The organism is Actinoplanes sp. NBRC 103695 (assembly GCF_030269485.1).
Taxonomy (GTDB): Bacteria; Actinomycetota; Actinomycetes; order Mycobacteriales; family Micromonosporaceae; genus Actinoplanes.
Genome location: NZ_BSTL01000016.1, coordinates 1 through 16,552 on the forward strand (window position 1 = coordinate 1; position 16,552 = coordinate 16,552).

Below are 16,552 nucleotides of genomic sequence, written 5' to 3' on the forward strand. Positions count from 1 at the left end.
CACGCTGCGGGTCCATGCTCGGCAGCAACGGCTCAAGCCGTTCCCAGTCCTCATCAGTTAAATCACCAGCCACGACGAGACAACGATCGATCATCGCAACCGGTGATGATCCGTCAGATGCGCTCTAGCTAATTGCGGGGTGAATCACCAGGTGGCCGCCATCGGCGACGGCCAGGCGCTGGATCTGGTTGAAGCCGCTTCTCCGATGGCGAGCCGCGTGACCCGCTGCGGATGATCTGCCGCCGGCGCGTACCCGATCGTCATGCCTGCGGCTCCGACGATTGGCGCACAAAGGCCTCGGCTTCCGGCGAAGCCGGGGCGCTCTCGTCCTACATCGAGTGGGCTAACGGGGCATGCGGCGCAGGAATGCGTCGGTCACGGCGTTGGTGTCGCCGGCTACCAGGTTCGTGGCCGCCGAGGCGAAGGCGACGTATCGGCCGTTCCCGGTGACCACCCCGCTGTAACTGCCGTCGTTGCCCTGCGCGCCGTCGGCCGCCAGGCTGGCCCGGACGGTCGTGCCGGCGCGCAGGTCACGGAGGAACACGTCGGCTACGCCATTGGTGTCGCCCGCCACCAGGTTGGTGGCATCGGAGCTGAAGACGACGTGCCGGCCGTCGGGGCTCATCATCGGGCCGTAACTGCTGCCGCCGGCGGTCTGCCCGCCGTCGCCTGCCAGGCTGGCCCGGACGGTCGTGCCGGCGCGCACGTCACGGAGGAACACGTCGGCTACACCGTTGGTGTCGCCCGGGACCAGCGCCGCCTCAGAGCTGAACGCCACGAACCGGCCGTCGGCGCTCATCGTCGGGGAGACGGTGAGCGCGTTCGCCTGTGCGCCGGTGGTGGACACGTTGACCCGCCGGAGGCTTCCGGTGCGCAGGTCACGGATGAACACGTCGGCTATGCCGTTGGTGTCGCCGGGGACCAGCGCCGCCTCGGACGTGAACGTCACGTATCGGCCGTCGTCGCTGACCGCGGGCGCGTCGGACGGGGCGTCGGCGTTCGCGCCGCTGACCCGGACAGTGGTACCGGCCTGCCGGTCACGCAGGAAGATGTCGGCTATGCCGTTGGTGTCACCCCGCACCACGTCGGTGGCGTCGGAGACGAACGCCACGAACCGGGCGTCGGTGCTGATGACCGGCGTGTAGCTGCGCGCGTCGGCCTGGGCGTCGCCGTTGGTCAGCGTGACCCGGCTGGTTCTGCCCGTACGGCGGTCGTGAACGAAGCCGTCGTAGGCCCCATTGGTGTCGCCGGGCACCAGATTGGTGGCGTCGGAGGTGAAGGAGACGTACCGGCCGTCCGGGCTCATGGACTGGCCGAAGCTGGCGCCGTCGCCCGCGACCGCCGCACTGGACTGGCTGACGCGGCTCGTGATGCCGGTTCGGCGGTCGCGGACCAGCACGTCCCAGGTGTCGTTGGTGTCATCCGGCACCAAATTCGCGGCGCCGGCGGTGAAGGCGACGTACCGGCCGTCCGCGCTCGCCCCGAAAGGCTCGTTGCGATCGTGGGCGGCCTGGCCGCCCTTGCTGTCCACGCTGATTCGGGTGGTGGCCGGTGGTGCGGCAGCGGAGGCGCCGGGTGCGACACCGACGGCAAGACCGCTGAGTACGGCCACGCCGGCAGCGGCGGTGCTGATCGGGCGGTGGAGGTGGGACCGTACGGTCCCGCGACGTGTGGCTGGTGTCTCGAATTGTGTTGTCATACCTGGTTGGTCCCGGGCTGGGACGCGATTGTTCGCCCGTGTCCGGTACCTGATACTCCAGTCGCCTCCGCTGGTCCGCCCGGGTTGAGCCGCGTCCGCCCCAGCGTCCGCCGTACAGGTCCTCAATGATCGTGAATTGCTTCAAGGGTTGCCCACCGGTGCGGGGGATTCAGGAACGGGTCATGCGACGCAGGCCCTCGTCCACGGAGATCGTCGGCTGGTAACCCAGGCTGGTGCGGGCGCGGGTGATGTCGTAGACGCGGTCGCGGCCCATGAAGGTGACGATCCAGTGGGTGATGGGCGGCGGAGTGGTGCTGCGCCGGGCCTTGGCAGCGGACTCCATCAGGGTGGCGACGGGTGAGGCCATCGCCCGGGGAAAACTGCCGGCGCCGCTGACGTCTATCCCGCGGGTGGCGAGCAGCGAGGTGAAGAACTGCCGGGCCGGACGGGGGTCGCCGTCGGTGATGTAGCAGATGAGGCCGTGTTCCCCGCGTGTCATCGCCAGCGTGACAGCGTGGGCGAGGTTGTCGAAGTGGCAGTAGTCGACCAGATGACGGCCTCCGTCGATCCACGAGAACCGGCCGGCCTCGACCGACTCGGCGAATCCGTCCAGGTTGTGGGCGCTGCGGCTGCCCCAGAGGAAGGGGGGCCGGAGGATCACCAGGGTGGTGTCGCCGTGCGGCAGAGCGAGCAGTTCCTGTTCGGTGCGAAGTTTGACCCGGCTGTATGCGATGTTCGGCCGTCCCGGGTCGGAACCCTCGTTGACGCTGTCCGCCCGGTTGCTGCCGGTGGACACGCTCGCCGCGGAGATCAGCGCGAAGCGCTTGACCCGTGCGGCCACCGCGGCCTGGTAAAGCGCGACGGTGGGCCGTAGGTTGCGGTCGACGAACAACTGATCCGGACCCCAGAACTCCATGAACGCCGCGGCGTGCACCACAGCGTCGACCCGCCTGAGGACGTCGAGCCAGGCCGGCGTGGCGGCGATCTCCGCCAGGTCGCCGTGCACCGGCACTGCTCCGGCGGCCTTGACCGTCTGCGCGGCCGCGGTGGACCTGGCGAGTGCGTGCACCGTGTGCCCCTCGGCGATCAGGCGGCCGATGATGGCGCCGCCCGCGGAGCCGGAGCCCCCGGTGAGAAAGACTTCCATGGAACCCCCAGAGTTTCGACGCGCCCGGTTGACGCTGTCACCTGATTGAGGGTGAGGCCTTCAGGTGACATTGTCAACTTTGTAAGATGGTTCAGTGATCACCCGCGTTGAGTCCGCCGCCGCCACCCGCCGTGCCCTCCTCGACGCCGCAGCCGGGCTGCTCGACGAAGGCGGACCGGAAGCGGTGACATTGCGGGAGGTGGGCGCACGGGCGGGCGTCAGTCGTGGCGCGCCCTACCGGCACTTCGCCGACAAGGACGACCTCCTGACCGCGATCGCGGCACGGGCGTGGAACTCACTGGCCGATCAGGCCGTCACGCTGGGCGCGGACCCGGACATGTCCACCAGGGGCAAGGTGCGGGCGATGCTCGCCGGGATGCTCGCCACCGGCAGGGAACGACCACACCTCTACCGGTTGATGCACCGGCCACCGGCCGGACCCGAGGTGCTGCAGGCCGCCGGGCGCAGCCAGGGCCCGTTCATCGCGGCGTTGAGGGACCTGGTCGGTGACGCACAAGCCCACCGTTTCGGAGCGGTGCTGCTCAGCGGCGCACACGGGGCCATCAGCATGGAAGCCAGCGGCCAGCTCACCCGGGACAAGTGGAAGACCGACGCCGACGAGATCCTCGACACCCTCGTCGGACTGCTTCCTGCGGGCTGACGAGCCTCCCGGCGATCAGAGCAGACAGGATCGGGATGCGTGTCGACGTCTTGTCGGGCTTAGCAGGCTTCGCCCCGGCTGGGACGGCGAAGCCTGCTCGCGTTCGCACTTCTCAGCCCAGGGCGGTGGTCGCATAGAGGCGCCAGTCGGCAAGCGCGGCGCGGCGATGGGGCTCAGCGGTTGTCTGGTACCCGGGGTCGTTGACGAGGTGCTGGAACGAGCTGATGCTGGGATAGCGAGCGACACCCACGGCATCCCAGCTGTCATCGACCGGTCCGACGACGCGAGCGATGACGATGCCGGCGAAGACGAGTTCCGAGCCTCCGTAGGGCTGCACGGCAGTGTTGAAGGCCGGCAGGTAGCGGGTGAGGTAGGCGTCCTGGCCGCTGCAGGGCTCCCCGTCGCTGGCGCTGGTGTATTGCGCTTGGGGATGGAATCGCAGCAGGTTGAGCATGAACAGCGGAGTGTCGGCGGGGAAGGCCGCGGCGGCCGCCTCGAGGTCGTCGGGGTTGATTTGAATGCTCGACATGGTGGTTCTCCTGGTGGGCCAAGGGATCGAGGTCGGAGTGACTGCGCGCTCGGCCGCGCCGATCGATGACCGGTTTCGGGCATGTGGCGGCCGGCGGCTTACCGCGGGCGCCCGACATGGGCTCAGCGGACCATGGTCAGCACATCGTGGACCAGGCGTCGTGCGTACTCGTGGTCGACTGGTAATGCGAAGACGACGTGGTAGTACAGCGGCGCGATGACGTGGTCGAGGATCTGCGGGACTGTCGGTGTCGCCTCACCGCGTTCGCGTGCCCGGCGGACCATCTTGGACGCCTGCTCGCGCCGTGTCTCCGTGACCGGGCAGGCCGAAACGATATCGACGCGGGCCGACACCATCGCGCGCAGATAGCGGACCCGCTCGGGACGGGTGATGTCGCGAGCGATGATGTCCGCCCACTGTGCCAGGTCATGCTCGAGTGATCCGGTGTCGGGCAGCGACTCACCGTCTCGCGTCAGGGCGGCGACCGCGACTTCCTCGAGGAGTGCGTTGACGTCGTCCCAGCGCCGGTACAGCGTCGTCGGGTTGACCCCGGCCCGCTCGGCGATGACCGGAAAGCTGATCCTGTCGGCGCCCTCACCTACGAGCTCACCGACTGCCGTGTAAATCGCGGTCAGCACTCGACCACTCCGGCCCCCGGGGCGACTCGCGGCTTCCTGGTCAGGCACGTCACTACCGTACGCAAAGATCTTTGCTTTAACAAGATCCTGCTCTACGGTAGCTAAAGCAAAGTTCATTGCTTTTTGTGGGAGGTCACGTGCTCAATCGTCCAGCCTCGTTTTTCGTTGCCGGGGCCGCCGGTGCCGCGACGCTGACGGCCGCCTCGGCGCCGTCGCCGCTCTATCCGGTCTATCAGCGGCTCTGGGGCTTTTCCGCGTTCACACTGACGGTCATCTTCGCCGTCTACGTCTTCGCATTGCTGGTCGCCTTGCTGACCGTCGGCTCGCTCTCCGACCGGGTAGGACGCCGGCCGGTCGCCTCCGCGGCCCTGGTGCTTCTCGCGCTGGGCATGCTGCTCTTCGCGATCGCCTCAGGTACCGGCGATCTGCTGGCGGCGCGCATCGTGCAGGGTTTCGCGGTCGGTGCTGCCACCGGCACCACGACGGCGATGATCATGGATTCGGCCCCCGATCCGCGATTCGGCTCGATCGTCAGCAGCGCGGTCCCAGCGCTGGGGATCGCGATCGGCGCGGTCCTCGCCGGCGCCCTGGTGCAGTTCGCGCCGTTCCCTCGCCAACTCGTCTTCTGGATCCTCGCCGTCGCCTATCTAGTGCTCGCAGCGCTCGTGTGGCTGATTCCCGAACGCGCTCGCCCCGAGCCGGCATCGCCAGAATCGATCTGGCGGTCGCTGCTGCCCAGCGCCGGACTTCCGCCGGCCACGCGGCCGGCCTTCTTCGCACTGCTTCCCTCGATCGCCGCGACGTGGGCGCTTGCCGGGCTGTATCTGTCACTCGGGTCGTCGGTGCTAGGCGCCGTTCTGGAGGTGCGCAGTCATTTCGTCGTGGGCATCGTGCTCGCCGTGTTCTTCGCCGCGGGCATTTCCGGCACCACTGTCTCGACTGCCCTGCCGCCGCGACGTCAAGAGCGGCTTGGCTACGCAACACTCGCGGTCGGCGTCCTGGCCACCATCGCGGCGACGCTGATCGGTGCGTTGCCCCTTTACGTGGCCGGGTCGGTGGTCGCGGGGTTCGGCTTCGGCGCGGCGTTCCGCTCCGCCGTCAACGCGCTCGGCGAGGCGGCACCCGAGACCCAGCGAGGACAAGTCTTCGCGACCATGTACATCGTCAGCTACCTCGCCTTCAGTGTGCCGGCGCTCGCGGCCGGGCTTGCCGTCGAGCGGTTCGGCCTCAAACCGACAGCCGTCGCGTACGGGGCGTTGGAAGTCGTCCTGGTGCTGATCGCCTTGGTGGCCGGGATCGTCCGGGCGCGCCGGCGGGTGAGCAAGAACGATCTTCATGCCGGCGTGGCGTCGACCTTGGTTTCGCGTACGTTGAGCACGCCTCGTCACACCACGCACTACATCGAGTGCGGGCCGGTCGGCGGACCACTGATGATCTTCCTGCACGGCTGGCCGGAAATCGGTTTGTTCTGGCGCGCTCAGATGGACGCGTTCGCCGCCGACGGTTGGCACTGCGTCGCTCCCGATCTGCGCGGCTACGGCAAATCGTCCGCCCCGGCTGCCCACGACGCCTACACCGTCACCGAACTGGTGACGGACATGGCGGAACTCCACGACCACCTCGGCGGCAAGACCGCCATCTGGGTCGGCCACGACTGGGGCAGCATCGTGGCCAGTGCGTTAGCCGCACATGAACCCGGGCGCTGCCATGCTCTCGTGCTGACCTCCTGGGCATATTTCCCCGACGCGAACAGCCTGGCCACGCTGGTACCGCTGGTCGACCGGACCATCTACCCGGCTGACCAGTACCCCGACGGCCAATGGGACTACTACCGCTACTACACGACGCACTTCGAGACGGCAGTCAACGACCTCAACGCCGACCAGGCGGCAACACTGGCCTCCATCTATCGATCCGGCACGCCCGACGCCGTCGGCAAGGTATCGCCCTCGGCACTGGTTACGCGCCAGGGAGGACGCTTCGGCGCCGCACACCGCGCCCCGCCGACACAACCCGACCCGGCCCTCTGGCCGCCGGCCGACTTCGACGTGCTGGTACAAGCGTTCCAGGCCCACGGCTTCGGTCCACCCTGTGCGTGGTACACCAACGATGACGCCAACATCGCCTATGCCCGCACAGCACCCCATGGCGGCCGCCTGTCACAGCCGGTGCTGTTCCTCAACGGAGAGTGGGACGCGATCTGCACCATCACCGGAAACCGCCAAGGCGACCCGATGCGCGCAGCCTGCGCAGACCTCACAGTCGTCTCGATACCCGCCGGCCATTGGCTACCGCTGGAACGCAAAGCGGAACATATCCAGGCCGTCCGCACCTGGCTCCGGAGCAAAGGCCTTCAACCGGGAACGGGAAAGGCCTCATCCCGTCGAGGTTGCAGATGCGGCCCGAAGCCGCCGACTCAAATGGCCACTGGCCGAGCTGCGCCGCCGCAACCGAGCGCGTCTTCGACGTGTGTGCGGGCAGGTTGCGACGTTCTTCGATCGCGATCATTGCCCCATCGGATCCTCAGCCCCTGCGGCAGTTCGCTCAACGACTGTATAGTGAGATCCATGACCGGGACCTCCCGCGACGTCAAGCGGGCCCGCACCGCACAGTCCATCCTCGAAGCCGCCCGGCAGGAGTTCGCGACGCGCGGCTTCGACGGGGCGACGATCCGGGGCATCGCCGGCGTGGCGGGAGTGGACGCCTCGCTGGTGATGCAACATTTCGGGTCGAAGGGTGCCCTGTTCAACGCGGCTGTTCAGCTGCCCGGCAACAGCGGTGACCTCGCCGCCGAGCACCTTCTGGACGTCCTCACCGTCCGGCTGGGCGAACTGCCCCCGGAGACCACCGCCCTGGTCCGGTCGATGCTCACCGTGCCCGAAGCCGCCGACACGATGCGGGTCTACCTCGACGAACGCGTCGACAACCTCACCAGGTCACTGGACGGCGACGACGCACACCTGCGCGCACTGATCATCGTGAGCGGCATCCTCGGCCTGACGATCACGCAGCACTTCCTGAAGCTGCGCGCCTTCGACGACGTCTCCCACGAAGCTCTGCTCCAGGCCGCGCGAGGCTGGATCGCACACTTGTCGGACGGCTCGTGAGCCGGTCGTATAACTACTCGGCCGAGGAGGAACACCGCCTTCGCTCAATGGCGGTTGAGTGGACTGCCGCAGCGAGCCGGGAGGCCTTGAGGTGGCACTGATCGCGATCGAAGAACACTGGAATCTGCCCGCCTCTTCGGCATCAGGCTCCCAACGAACTTGAAGCATCAGGCTCTTAACGAGACGGAAGACGGCCCACCCTGTGGTTCACCCGACCATGCTCTTTGGAAGTAACGACAAGCCTCGGGCGAAAAGAACGCTCTACCCTCCGAGTGCCTCTCATCTGGAGGACGGGATCCTGGATAAGGGTAGGGGGCACGCCCCAAATGCCGACCTTGCTCGATATCCGGGCTAACGCTTTGCCCGCGAGTTGGCGATCAGCTCGACAAGGTCCGCGTTCTGTGCCAGGTAGTGACTGTCGGCGGACTGCGAGGTAGCGGCTGAGAAGGCTGCGAAGTAGGCGTCGGCAGCAGTATCGGCCGCATAGACGCCCCGTGCCGCGGCCACCGCTGCGGCATGTGCAACGGCACCGGAAGCCGCGGCCCTCCGCGCGGCGGCGGCGGCCTCATCGGCGACATTCGCGGTGGCAAAGCCGGCCGCGACATTGTGCACGCTCGCGTACGCGGCCGTAAGAGTGGCGGCCGCGTCGATGGCATCCGCAGCAACGTGAGCCGCGTGTGCCGCGCCGGCCGCGGCGGCCGTCCACGACGCCGCATCCCCGTTGGCGGCACGAGACGCGGCGATCGCAGCGGCAATGGCGCGCCCGGTGTCGGGGCCGGTAGCCGCGCCGGAGCCGATGACGGCGGCGGCCGCTTCGCGTCCGTCGAGGAGGACGTGTTCGCCGGCAGTGCCGTCAAGAAAATCGTCGGTGGCCTGGATGCACTGCAGGATCCGAGCATCTGTCGGGTGCCGCTTCTCCAGGTAGTCGAAACTACGCCGGGCACAGACCACCGCGAAGCGTCGTAGAACCGCTGACGGAATCTCCTCGACGAGCCGCATCTCGCTCGCCGCGAACTTGTTGCCCTGATGAGAGATCTCGCCTCGGGCTTCCGCGAGAAACCATCGCTGCCCGTACACGTTCCGGACGGAGTCTCGCGGCGTCACCGAAGCGTGTAGTCCGTGGGAACAGCAGACAATGGCCCCGCCCACCTCATTCCACTCTCCGGTACGCCAGGACACATCCGCATGCGCCGAAGTCAAGTCGTCCGTGACGAATCGGTAGCATTCGATGCTCGGCAGAGTGTCGTCTGTCATGGCGTCCATGGTCGATCCTTCGATAAGAGACGAACGTTTCTTATCAGGTTAGGTGCTGAAGATAAGAGACGCCAGTGCCTAATCGGGGGATGTGCGTCACGTCCGTTGCCGGCGGGTCAGGCGTCGCGAAGACGGGCCCGCACGAGCGGCAGGAACACTTGGTCGACGATCTCTGCGAGCGGCTGGTGCAGGCGTTCCATCATGTTTCCCGGACCGCGCGATCGCAGCACACGAGCGACCTCGTTTCGGGCGAGATCACCCGGAAGCGACAACACCCGGTGGGGAACCCGCACGTCGGGCAGCTCACCGCGGGCGACCGCGCGGTCCAGCAGGGTCGCCACCAGCGTGGCCATGGTTGTCCCGAACGCGTAGTCCTCGTCCAGAAACTCGGACAAGATGCCGCGCAGGATTCCCGGGTCGACCCCACTCACTCGCCCGCATGTCGCCTCGAGCAGGGCCAGCAGATCTCCCCGCAGGGAGCCGGTGTCGATCGGCTCGGCGCTGGGCGGTCCTACGCGATGGTTGACCGCGGCGACAGCCAGGTGGACGCGGTTCGGCCATCGCCGGTAGAGGACCTGCTTGCCGGTCTGCGCCCTCGCCGCAACCCTCGCGATCGTCATCTGCTCGTACCCGACCTCGTTCAGCTCATCCCAAGCCGCATCGAGAATGACCTCCTCCAAGGCGGCACCTCGACGGCGGCTCCCGGCCGGACGGCTGACCGCTTCCACGACGTACCTCCTGACAACCGGGTACGACGAACCTACCTGCACGATGACCGAAGCCCCCGCGACGTGTCCTGCCGCGCGGTGATGCCGAGCTTTGCCGCGGCACCTTGGAGGTCACGCCGTGGCCCCTTGGGCTGACCAACACGGTTTCGCCTCGGCGGTAATCGCGGCTCGTGGCCGGTGGGGCCGGCTCCCGGACGGTTACCGTCAGCGGCCGCCCACGAAGGAGTCCGCCGGCACGAAGATTCGGTGACCGGTGGGTGGGAAGGTGAACCAGGCGCCTTCTGCGGTCCATTCGACTGTCATGTCCGAGGGGTCCATTCCGGTAGCGTCCAGCCGTAGGTGGTGGCCGTAGTCACCGCCCGGGTCGCGGCCGAGGTAGATCTCGTAGTGGTTCGCCGCGAAGGCGACGGTGTCTGTCAGGCCGAGGGCGGCGATCGGCGCTCTCACCCGTTTGAGGACCGCAGTGTGGGTGGAGCCGTCGGAATACTTCACCGACGGCGCCTGGGTGGACGTCTTGATTGTGCTGACTCGGGGCCAGCAGAGGAATAATCCGAGCGCAATCACGGCCCCAGCCACGCCGAGGGCCACGAAACGGCTGGTCCGCCGCCTGCCGTCCGGGGTTGGTGGGGCGGTGGGCGCTGCCGTCTCGGTCATTCGGCAAGTGTCACAGCGGGAGTCAACGTCCCTTGCACGGGTCTCCGCCGCGGGTCAGGGCTCGTTGGCCGCGCGCCCCGGGGGTCGTATGGCCGATCGCGGCGACACCTGGCGAGGCGAAAAGGCGTATATTAATACCATATTCCATCTAGAATGGTGCGAATAGGGTGTACGGTTGGAGGAGACCGGCGTTCGACGCAACTGCCGTGCCGTAGGCCGGACCGTTCTGGGGTGGCCGCCGTTTGGTTCGGTGCTCGCCTTGGCATACGGCCGGGGAAGGGCATCATGACCAACGCTCAGGCCGTCATCGCACCGGACTGCGAGTCGGTGACTCCGGCACAGGCATGCCCGCCGAGATCATCGGGCACATGTTCGAACCGTTTTTCGCCACCCAACGCGACGGCGGCGGCACCGGCCCGGGCCTGGCCACCGTCTACGGGATCGTCACCAGGCCGAGGCCACCATCGCCGTCAAGTCCGCACCCGGCGCCATGCGGGTCAGCCCATCAGCGGGGCGAGGGCCCGCATCCCGGTTCCGCCGACAGCGACAAGGGAGGGCAAGCTATGGCGAAAATCGTGGCGGCCGACGACAACGACGCCATCCAGGACGTGGTCACCAGAGTCCTCAACCGTGCCGGCCACGAGGTCATCATGTGCCACGACGGCGGCGAACTGGTCGACGAGGTCCGCAGCCAACACCCCGAGATCGTGGTCACCGACAACCAGATGCCGGTGATGACCGGACTGCAAGCCCGTGAAACGCTCCTCGAGGACCCCGAGACTGCCGACATCCCCGTCGTGCTGGCCAGCGCCAACGCCACCGACTCCGACACCCGGCAGGTACTGGTGGACGGCGACCAGCAAGTACCCAAACCCTTCACCGCGACCCAACTCAACGACGGCGTCGACGCCGCTCTGAAGCACACCCGCTCCCGCCACGCATCAACGCACCCCACAAAGGAACCCCACCCAGAGACGGGTACGCCCCAGGCGTGAAGGCACCGCTCTCACGCCGCACGGCGTGGCCGGCCCGACGCCGCCTTCGTCACGCTGCCGGCTGCCGAGTACGACGTGCCCGAGGTCCGCTACCAGCCGTGGGCTCAGCGGCTCATCACGAGCTCGAAGTCGAATGCGGTCATCAGGTCCGCCCAGGCACGCGCAGTCTGGGAAGGATTCGCGCCACGCTCGGCCGGCCGCTCAATGAGTCCGAACCCGGGCAACGCCGGAAACGCCGACATTGAGGCGATGATTAGCCGACATTGAGGCGATGATTACTGGTCGGTCAGGTCGCCGAGTGCTGCCACACCTCGATGTCGGTGGTCTGGCAGACTCCGGTCCAGGTGACATAGGCTCCCAAGGACTTGTTGTCCTGCATGCAGCCGGTCGTCCAGTCGAGCTGGTGGAAGCGTCCGTCGCTGGTGTAATTCCAGTGCTCGCCCCACTTGCCGGCGCATGTGGTGACGAAGACCGCGTTGGTGTTGCCGGTGGCGGCGCAGTAGTCGGTACCGGTGTTGTGGATCAAGTGGTCGATCTCCGAGTACGTCCACTGCTGGGTTCTCGAGCCGGTGCACGTCGCCGTCACGGCCAACGTGGCGTTGCCCGGATTGAGCGAGCCCGGCCAGTCGAGACACAGCCCGGTCCCTGCGTTGCGCAGCGTCCCTCGCGGGTCGGCCACCGCGCTTGCCTGAGCCGGAGCCGCTGCGGTGAGTCCTGCGACGATGGCCAGCGCGCCGGCCGCGACCAGCGAAGCGATCTTCCGTCGTGATGGCATTTGCTGCCTCTCTTTTGACGTCGGTGTGGAGCCGGTGGAGCCCACATCATGGGCGACAGATCTCAGCAGATTTTTAGACCCGGCCGGCCGACGATGCCGTGCCGAACCTTGCCGTCCTCCGAACCCCGGCGCGCTCGCAGACACTTCGTCACTCTTGTGGCGACGGTCAGATCCGTTGACCGCTCATGAGTGCAGGTGGGCGGCGAGCCAGGCGCATCAGGTCCGCGTCTTGGTACGGCAGCCGCCGTTGGGGATCTAGGTCAGGGCCGGTGGTGCAGGGGCGGCCACCGCGTGATCGGAGCTGCGCTGTGGGACCGCGGCCGGGACGGCTTCGTCAGGTAGGACGCGTTCGTAGCAGACCGAGTGGTCGGAGTCCACGTACGCGCCGAACAGCGGGATCTCGCGGTAGCCCTCGCGCTCGTAGAAGCGCATCGCGTCCGGCTGGGCCGGGCCGGTCTCCAGCCGGACGGTCGTCCAACCGCGCTCCTGTGCGGCCTGCTCCAGCCCTCGGAGCAAGTCGGTCGCCACCCCCGAGCCGCGGCTCTTCGGTACCACGTACATCCGCTTCACCTCGACGGTGACCGGGTCGAGGCGGCGCAGCGCGGCGCAGCCGAGCGGTTGGCCGGTGGCTTCGTCGGCCGCGACCAGGAACAGGTCGATGTTCTCGGCCGCGGGCGGCGTGCCGGGCTCGTGGTCGTCGGTACCGTAGCGGAGGTCGAGTTCGGCTTTCTGCGAGACACGTAACGCCTCGCCCACCGGGTCGGTCCACGGCCGCTGCGCGATGATCCAGGTCATGCCGCTCCTCACCAATGCTCGGTAACAAGCGTTACGGTAACAAGCGTTACGACCATAAGGAGGTGAGAGTCGTGTCACTGCCTGCGGACCGAGCGGCCCAGGGCGAGGCGCTGTCGCGCGCGGTCTGGGACGTGCTCGCGCAACAGGGCCTGGAAAAGCTGACAGTGCGCGCGGTCGCCGCGGCGGCCGGTTGCACGACGGGCCTGGTTATGCACCGCTTCCCGAACCGTCGAGCGCTGTTGCTGCACGCCCGGCAACTGCTGCACGACACCACCCGGCAGCGGGTCGAGGCCCTCGAGGCCGCGGCCACCTCGCCGCGGGCAGCGCTGCGCGCGGTCCTCCGCCAGGGCCTGGCGACCGATCCGGAGACGACCAACTGGAGCATCGTCTGGTTGGGCTTCCTGGCTGCGGCTGTGGCGGACGCCGAACTGATCGGCATGCACCGCCGCAACAACCGAGCCTGGCGGCAACGGGTCGAGCGGCTGGTCGCCGCGGCTGCCCCGGACTGGCCGGTCGATCAGGTCGGCGCGGTCGCCCTGGGGCTGATCGCAATGACCGAGGGTGTCGCGGCTCTCGCCGCCGCGGATCCCGCTGCCTACCCGGCGGGTCAGCAGGAACGCATGCTCGACGCCGCCTTGGTGGCCTACGGCCTGGGCTGCTCCGGTAGCGGCCGTTCGTGATCAAAGCTGAAGTTCGAGGTTAGGCGACGTGTGTAGTGGCATCGCCGGGCTCGGGCTTGATGCCGGGCGTCGACCGCGGCGGTGATCATGCCGGCACGGCCGCGACTGCTCCGACGATCTCGTCGTACCGGGAACGGGGCGCGAGGATGCGGGTGGAGGCCCAGCAGGTCTGGCCGCTATTGAACAAAGCCATGTCCGCGAAGGCGCGACTGCCGGTCATGGCGGCCAGGTCCACGTCGTCGAGGACCACTGCGGCGGATTTGCCGCCGAGTTCGAGGGTGACCGGGCGCAGCAGCCGCCCGCAGGCCTCCGCGATCCGGCGGCCCGCGGCGGTCGATCCGGTGAACGCGATCTTGTCGACGCCAGGGTGCTCGACCAGCGCTGGGCCGACGGCAGCGCCGCCGTAGACAATGTTGAGCACCCCAGCGGGCAGGCCCGCGGCGATAGCGGCCTCCGCCGGCAGGATGGTGTCCAACACGGTTTGCGGAGCCGGTTTTGAGGATCAGCGTGCGACCGGCCGCTAAAGCACACGCGTACTTGTGGAATGCTCGGTGGCGATCAGTCCGGCAGCCGCACTTACGACGAACGCGTGGCGATCGTTGCTGAGGGTGTCGCCCGGGCGCAGGAGGAGGGTGGCATTTCGCCGGCGGGGAACCCGGTGGCGTTGGCCACCGAGGTGGTGGCGGTGCAGCAGGGGATCGTATCCTGGGCCGCGCGGGGATGGACCTCGACCAGCTCCGGACGACGGCTGGCAGTCTCGCCGACCGCCTCGTCCCTCCACTGCGGAGACCTGAGTAGGGAACTGAACAGACGTGCAGGCACTCTGAACCGGCGGGCACTACGAAGCCGCCAGGCCTCAAAAAGTCGTGGGAGTTTGTGCCCCCTGGCTCGCAACACCGCCCAGATCGTTGGCTGACCGGTCCCGGTTGACGGCCGCTCTAACGTGAAATGGTGTTTGATGAGTCGTTGGATGGTCTCGCCGCGGAACGGGTCGACGCCTGGCAGCAAGGGTTTGAAGAGCGCGCCGCGCAGGCGCGGGCGCTGAGTGAACGCACGTCCGCTCTGTCCGCCACCGCTCGAGAGGGCGACGGGATCGTCGAGGTGACGCTCGGATCGGACGGTCAGATCACCGGTCTGCGGCTCGACGAGAGGGTCCGACACCAGCCGGCGGCCACCACGGCGCGGCAGATCCTGGCGGCCGTCCAGTCGGCCAAGGAGTCCCTGGCCGCCGAGTTCGCGCAGGCGACGGCGGACACGGTCGGACTGGACACGCCCACGGGCCAAGCGCTGATCACTTCGCTTCATACGCGTCTCGGCCTGAGCCGAGGGCAAAGCGACCACGATACTTAGATCACGCTTCGGGGATCAGCTTGATCTCGGGACGGCCCTCGGGGCCGCCCTCGAACGGGTAGACCTGCGCGCCGGTGGGGATGCTGACCCGCCCCAGCCAGATGCCGTGGTAGCACCGGTCGCACCAGGCCGTGACCGAGCCCTTGCTGCTGCCAGGAAGGCCGTAGTAAGTCAGGCGGATGAAGCCGCCGTCGCCCTCGGGACAGGGCACCTCGACCGGTTCGGGGAATGCCTCCACCACCGAGATGAAGGCCTGGTACCACGATTCCCAGCGACGCTGAGCCGCCGTCATCTCCGGCATCCGACGTCATTCCCCCTCGAGCAGGTGTTTGTGTTCCTGCCACCAGCGTTCCTCATAGGCGTACGCCCGTCCCTCGTAGGCCTTACGGGCAAAAGCGCGAGCCAAGTTCGAGCTCGGGCCAGCTTCCGGTCAGAGGGTCGCACGTCGCGGGCATTGGAGTAGTACTCCGAATTGGTGGTGAATGTTCCCAGTCGATGGACCAAGAGGAAGTGACGTCGGTGTTGGAGCGCGATCCCCTCGTGCTGCTTGATTTCGACCCGCCCGCAGATACCTCGCCGCCTTTGGTGACGCCGGATCCGGCGACCGCTCATGGGTGCAGGTGGGCGGCGAGCCACGTTGCGACCGCGGTGAGCAGAGCCGGGTCGGTGGGCATGCGCAGCAGGCGTGGGTAGGCGAGCGGGGACGGGCGGCGGGTGTCCCTGCGCAACACGTGGGTCAGTCCGGGGATGCGCCGGGTTTCGGCGTGTGGGACCAGGCGGGCCATCACCTCGAGGTCACCGGGGTCGACCTGCAGGTCGCTGTCGCCGGTGATGGCGAGCAGCGGCACTCGGATGGCGCCGAGATCGGGGCGGGGGTCGTGGGCCAGTTGTTCGCGGAACCAGTGGGCATTGAGCCGCGACGGTCCGATGCGAAGGACGTCTGTCGTTGATTCGGAGATGCGTTCGATCTGGCGAGCGGCGAACGGGCCCAGCCGGGAGGCTATGGCGCGCAGCGGCGCCGGGAGGTGGCCGACCATGCTGGCTGCCTGCCAGCGCAGGATGTCATGGCCGGGCCGGGCGTAACCGGCCAGCAGGACAGCGGCGGCGGGGTTGTGGTGGGCCGCCAGGGTGGTGGCGTGGATGGCGCCTTCGCTGTGGCCGATCACGGCGACCGCGTCGATGCCCGGGTGGACGCGAAGAGCACGCAGGGCAGCGGCGGCGTCGAGGCGGTTCTGGTGGAAACCGACTTGATACCAGTCGCCGGGGGTGTCCGCGGCCCCACGACGGTCGTACCGGTAGGAGGCGATGTTGTGTTCGGCGAGTGCGGCGGCGAGCGCGGGACCGAGACCGGGGCGGAGGCGGCCGGCATTGGAGTCACGGTCGACGCGGCCGGAGCCGGGTAGGAAGAGCACCGCCGGATGCGGTCCGGGTGTACCCGGCAACGTCAGCGTGCCCGCGAGCCCCACGCCGTCGTCAGCGGTGACTGTCAGTGGGTAGTCGGTTGATGCCTGCGTTCCTGTCCGGCCTGTCACGCCGTACT

General features: G+C 68.0%; 16 protein-coding genes and 1 pseudogene. 5 read left to right on the plus strand and 12 right to left on the minus strand.

The genetic code is table 11. The annotated features are described in order from the left end of the window. Window positions 1-343 precede the first annotated feature (343 nt). Window positions 344-1,612: a TolB family protein gene (locus QSK31_RS27695; RefSeq protein ID WP_285687338.1), complete on the minus strand. Its 1,269-nt coding sequence runs from the start codon at window positions 1,610-1,612 to the stop codon at window positions 344-346. A 256-nt stretch (window positions 1,613-1,868) separates the two neighbouring features. Then, window positions 1,869-2,846 (minus strand): NAD-dependent epimerase/dehydratase family protein, encoded by a 978-nt coding sequence (locus QSK31_RS27700; RefSeq protein ID WP_285687339.1) that lies wholly within the window; start codon window positions 2,844-2,846, stop codon window positions 1,869-1,871. Between the two features lie 94 nt (window positions 2,847-2,940). On the opposite strand from QSK31_RS27700, the gene QSK31_RS27705 reads away from it, so the two are divergent. Then, window positions 2,941-3,507 (plus strand): TetR/AcrR family transcriptional regulator, encoded by a 567-nt coding sequence (locus tag QSK31_RS27705; RefSeq protein ID WP_285687340.1) that lies wholly within the window; start codon window positions 2,941-2,943, stop codon window positions 3,505-3,507. A gap of 112 nt (window positions 3,508-3,619) precedes the next feature. Here the strand turns inward: QSK31_RS27705 and QSK31_RS27710 are convergent, their stop codons facing one another. Both QSK31_RS27710 and QSK31_RS27715 read right to left on the minus strand, forming a co-directional pair. Next, window positions 3,620-4,036 carry a DUF1330 domain-containing protein gene (locus tag QSK31_RS27710; protein WP_285687341.1) on the minus strand — a complete coding sequence of 139 codons (417 nt, stop codon included), beginning with the start codon at window positions 4,034-4,036 and terminating at the stop codon, window positions 3,620-3,622. A 122-nt stretch (window positions 4,037-4,158) separates the two neighbouring features. Further along, window positions 4,159-4,674 (minus strand): TetR/AcrR family transcriptional regulator, encoded by a 516-nt coding sequence (locus tag QSK31_RS27715; protein WP_285687342.1) that lies wholly within the window; start codon window positions 4,672-4,674, stop codon window positions 4,159-4,161. Window positions 4,675-4,811: 137 nt separating this feature from the next. Here QSK31_RS27715 and QSK31_RS27720 point away from each other — a divergent pair, with 137 nt between their 5' ends. Beyond that, the gene (locus QSK31_RS27720) at window positions 4,812-7,781 is read left to right on the plus strand and encodes an MFS transporter (RefSeq protein WP_285687343.1); all 2,970 of its coding nucleotides are present in this window, start codon (window positions 4,812-4,814) and stop codon (window positions 7,779-7,781) included. A 351-nt stretch (window positions 7,782-8,132) separates the two neighbouring features. On the opposite strand, the gene QSK31_RS27725 is transcribed toward QSK31_RS27720, so the two are convergent. The 3 genes from QSK31_RS27725 to QSK31_RS27735 all read right to left on the minus strand — a co-directional run bounded on the left by QSK31_RS27725 (window position 8,133) and on the right by QSK31_RS27735 (window position 10,417). Next, window positions 8,133-9,044: a DUF7666 domain-containing protein gene (locus tag QSK31_RS27725; RefSeq protein ID WP_285687344.1), complete on the minus strand. Its 912-nt coding sequence runs from the start codon at window positions 9,042-9,044 to the stop codon at window positions 8,133-8,135. Window positions 9,045-9,151: 107 nt separating this feature from the next. Beyond that, a complete protein-coding gene (locus QSK31_RS27730; RefSeq protein ID WP_285687345.1) occupies window positions 9,152-9,715 on the minus strand; it encodes a TetR/AcrR family transcriptional regulator in 564 nt (187 codons plus the stop codon). Between the two features lie 252 nt (window positions 9,716-9,967). After that, a complete protein-coding gene (locus tag QSK31_RS27735) occupies window positions 9,968-10,417 on the minus strand; it encodes a hypothetical protein (protein ID WP_285687347.1) in 450 nt (149 codons plus the stop codon). A gap of 242 nt (window positions 10,418-10,659) precedes the next feature. Here QSK31_RS27735 and QSK31_RS27740 point away from each other — a divergent pair, with 242 nt between their 5' ends. Next, the gene (locus QSK31_RS27740) at window positions 10,660-11,412 is read left to right on the plus strand and encodes a response regulator (RefSeq protein WP_285687348.1); all 753 of its coding nucleotides are present in this window, start codon (window positions 10,660-10,662) and stop codon (window positions 11,410-11,412) included. Between the two features lie 286 nt (window positions 11,413-11,698). On the opposite strand, the gene QSK31_RS27745 is transcribed toward QSK31_RS27740, so the two are convergent. Then, window positions 11,699-12,187 carry a ricin-type beta-trefoil lectin domain protein gene (locus QSK31_RS27745; RefSeq protein ID WP_285687349.1) on the minus strand — a complete coding sequence of 163 codons (489 nt, stop codon included), beginning with the start codon at window positions 12,185-12,187 and terminating at the stop codon, window positions 11,699-11,701. Window positions 12,188-12,442: 255 nt separating this feature from the next. Next, a complete protein-coding gene (locus QSK31_RS27750; RefSeq protein WP_285687350.1) occupies window positions 12,443-12,982 on the minus strand; it encodes a GNAT family N-acetyltransferase in 540 nt (179 codons plus the stop codon). 71 nt (window positions 12,983-13,053) lie between these two features. Here QSK31_RS27750 and QSK31_RS27755 point away from each other — a divergent pair, with 71 nt between their 5' ends. Further along, window positions 13,054-13,662, plus strand: a complete 609-nt coding sequence (locus tag QSK31_RS27755) for a TetR/AcrR family transcriptional regulator (RefSeq protein ID WP_285687351.1) — start codon at window positions 13,054-13,056, stop codon at window positions 13,660-13,662. 85 nt (window positions 13,663-13,747) lie between these two features. Here QSK31_RS27755 and QSK31_RS27760 read toward each other — a convergent pair. Beyond that, window positions 13,748-14,146: pseudogene (locus QSK31_RS27760) on the minus strand (aldehyde dehydrogenase family protein); the annotation flags it as partial. A 464-nt stretch (window positions 14,147-14,610) separates the two neighbouring features. Here QSK31_RS27760 and QSK31_RS27765 point away from each other — a divergent pair. After that, the gene (locus QSK31_RS27765) at window positions 14,611-15,012 is read left to right on the plus strand and encodes a YbaB/EbfC family nucleoid-associated protein (protein WP_285687352.1); all 402 of its coding nucleotides are present in this window, start codon (window positions 14,611-14,613) and stop codon (window positions 15,010-15,012) included. 1 nt (window position 15,013) lies between these two features. Here the strand turns inward: QSK31_RS27765 and QSK31_RS27770 are convergent, their stop codons facing one another. Both QSK31_RS27770 and QSK31_RS27775 read right to left on the minus strand, forming a co-directional pair. Continuing rightward, a complete protein-coding gene (locus QSK31_RS27770) occupies window positions 15,014-15,313 on the minus strand; it encodes a hypothetical protein (protein ID WP_285687353.1) in 300 nt (99 codons plus the stop codon). A 307-nt stretch (window positions 15,314-15,620) separates the two neighbouring features. Continuing rightward, window positions 15,621-16,544 (minus strand): alpha/beta hydrolase family protein, encoded by a 924-nt coding sequence (locus tag QSK31_RS27775; RefSeq protein ID WP_285687354.1) that lies wholly within the window; start codon window positions 16,542-16,544, stop codon window positions 15,621-15,623. Window positions 16,545-16,552: the final 8 nt, after the last annotated feature.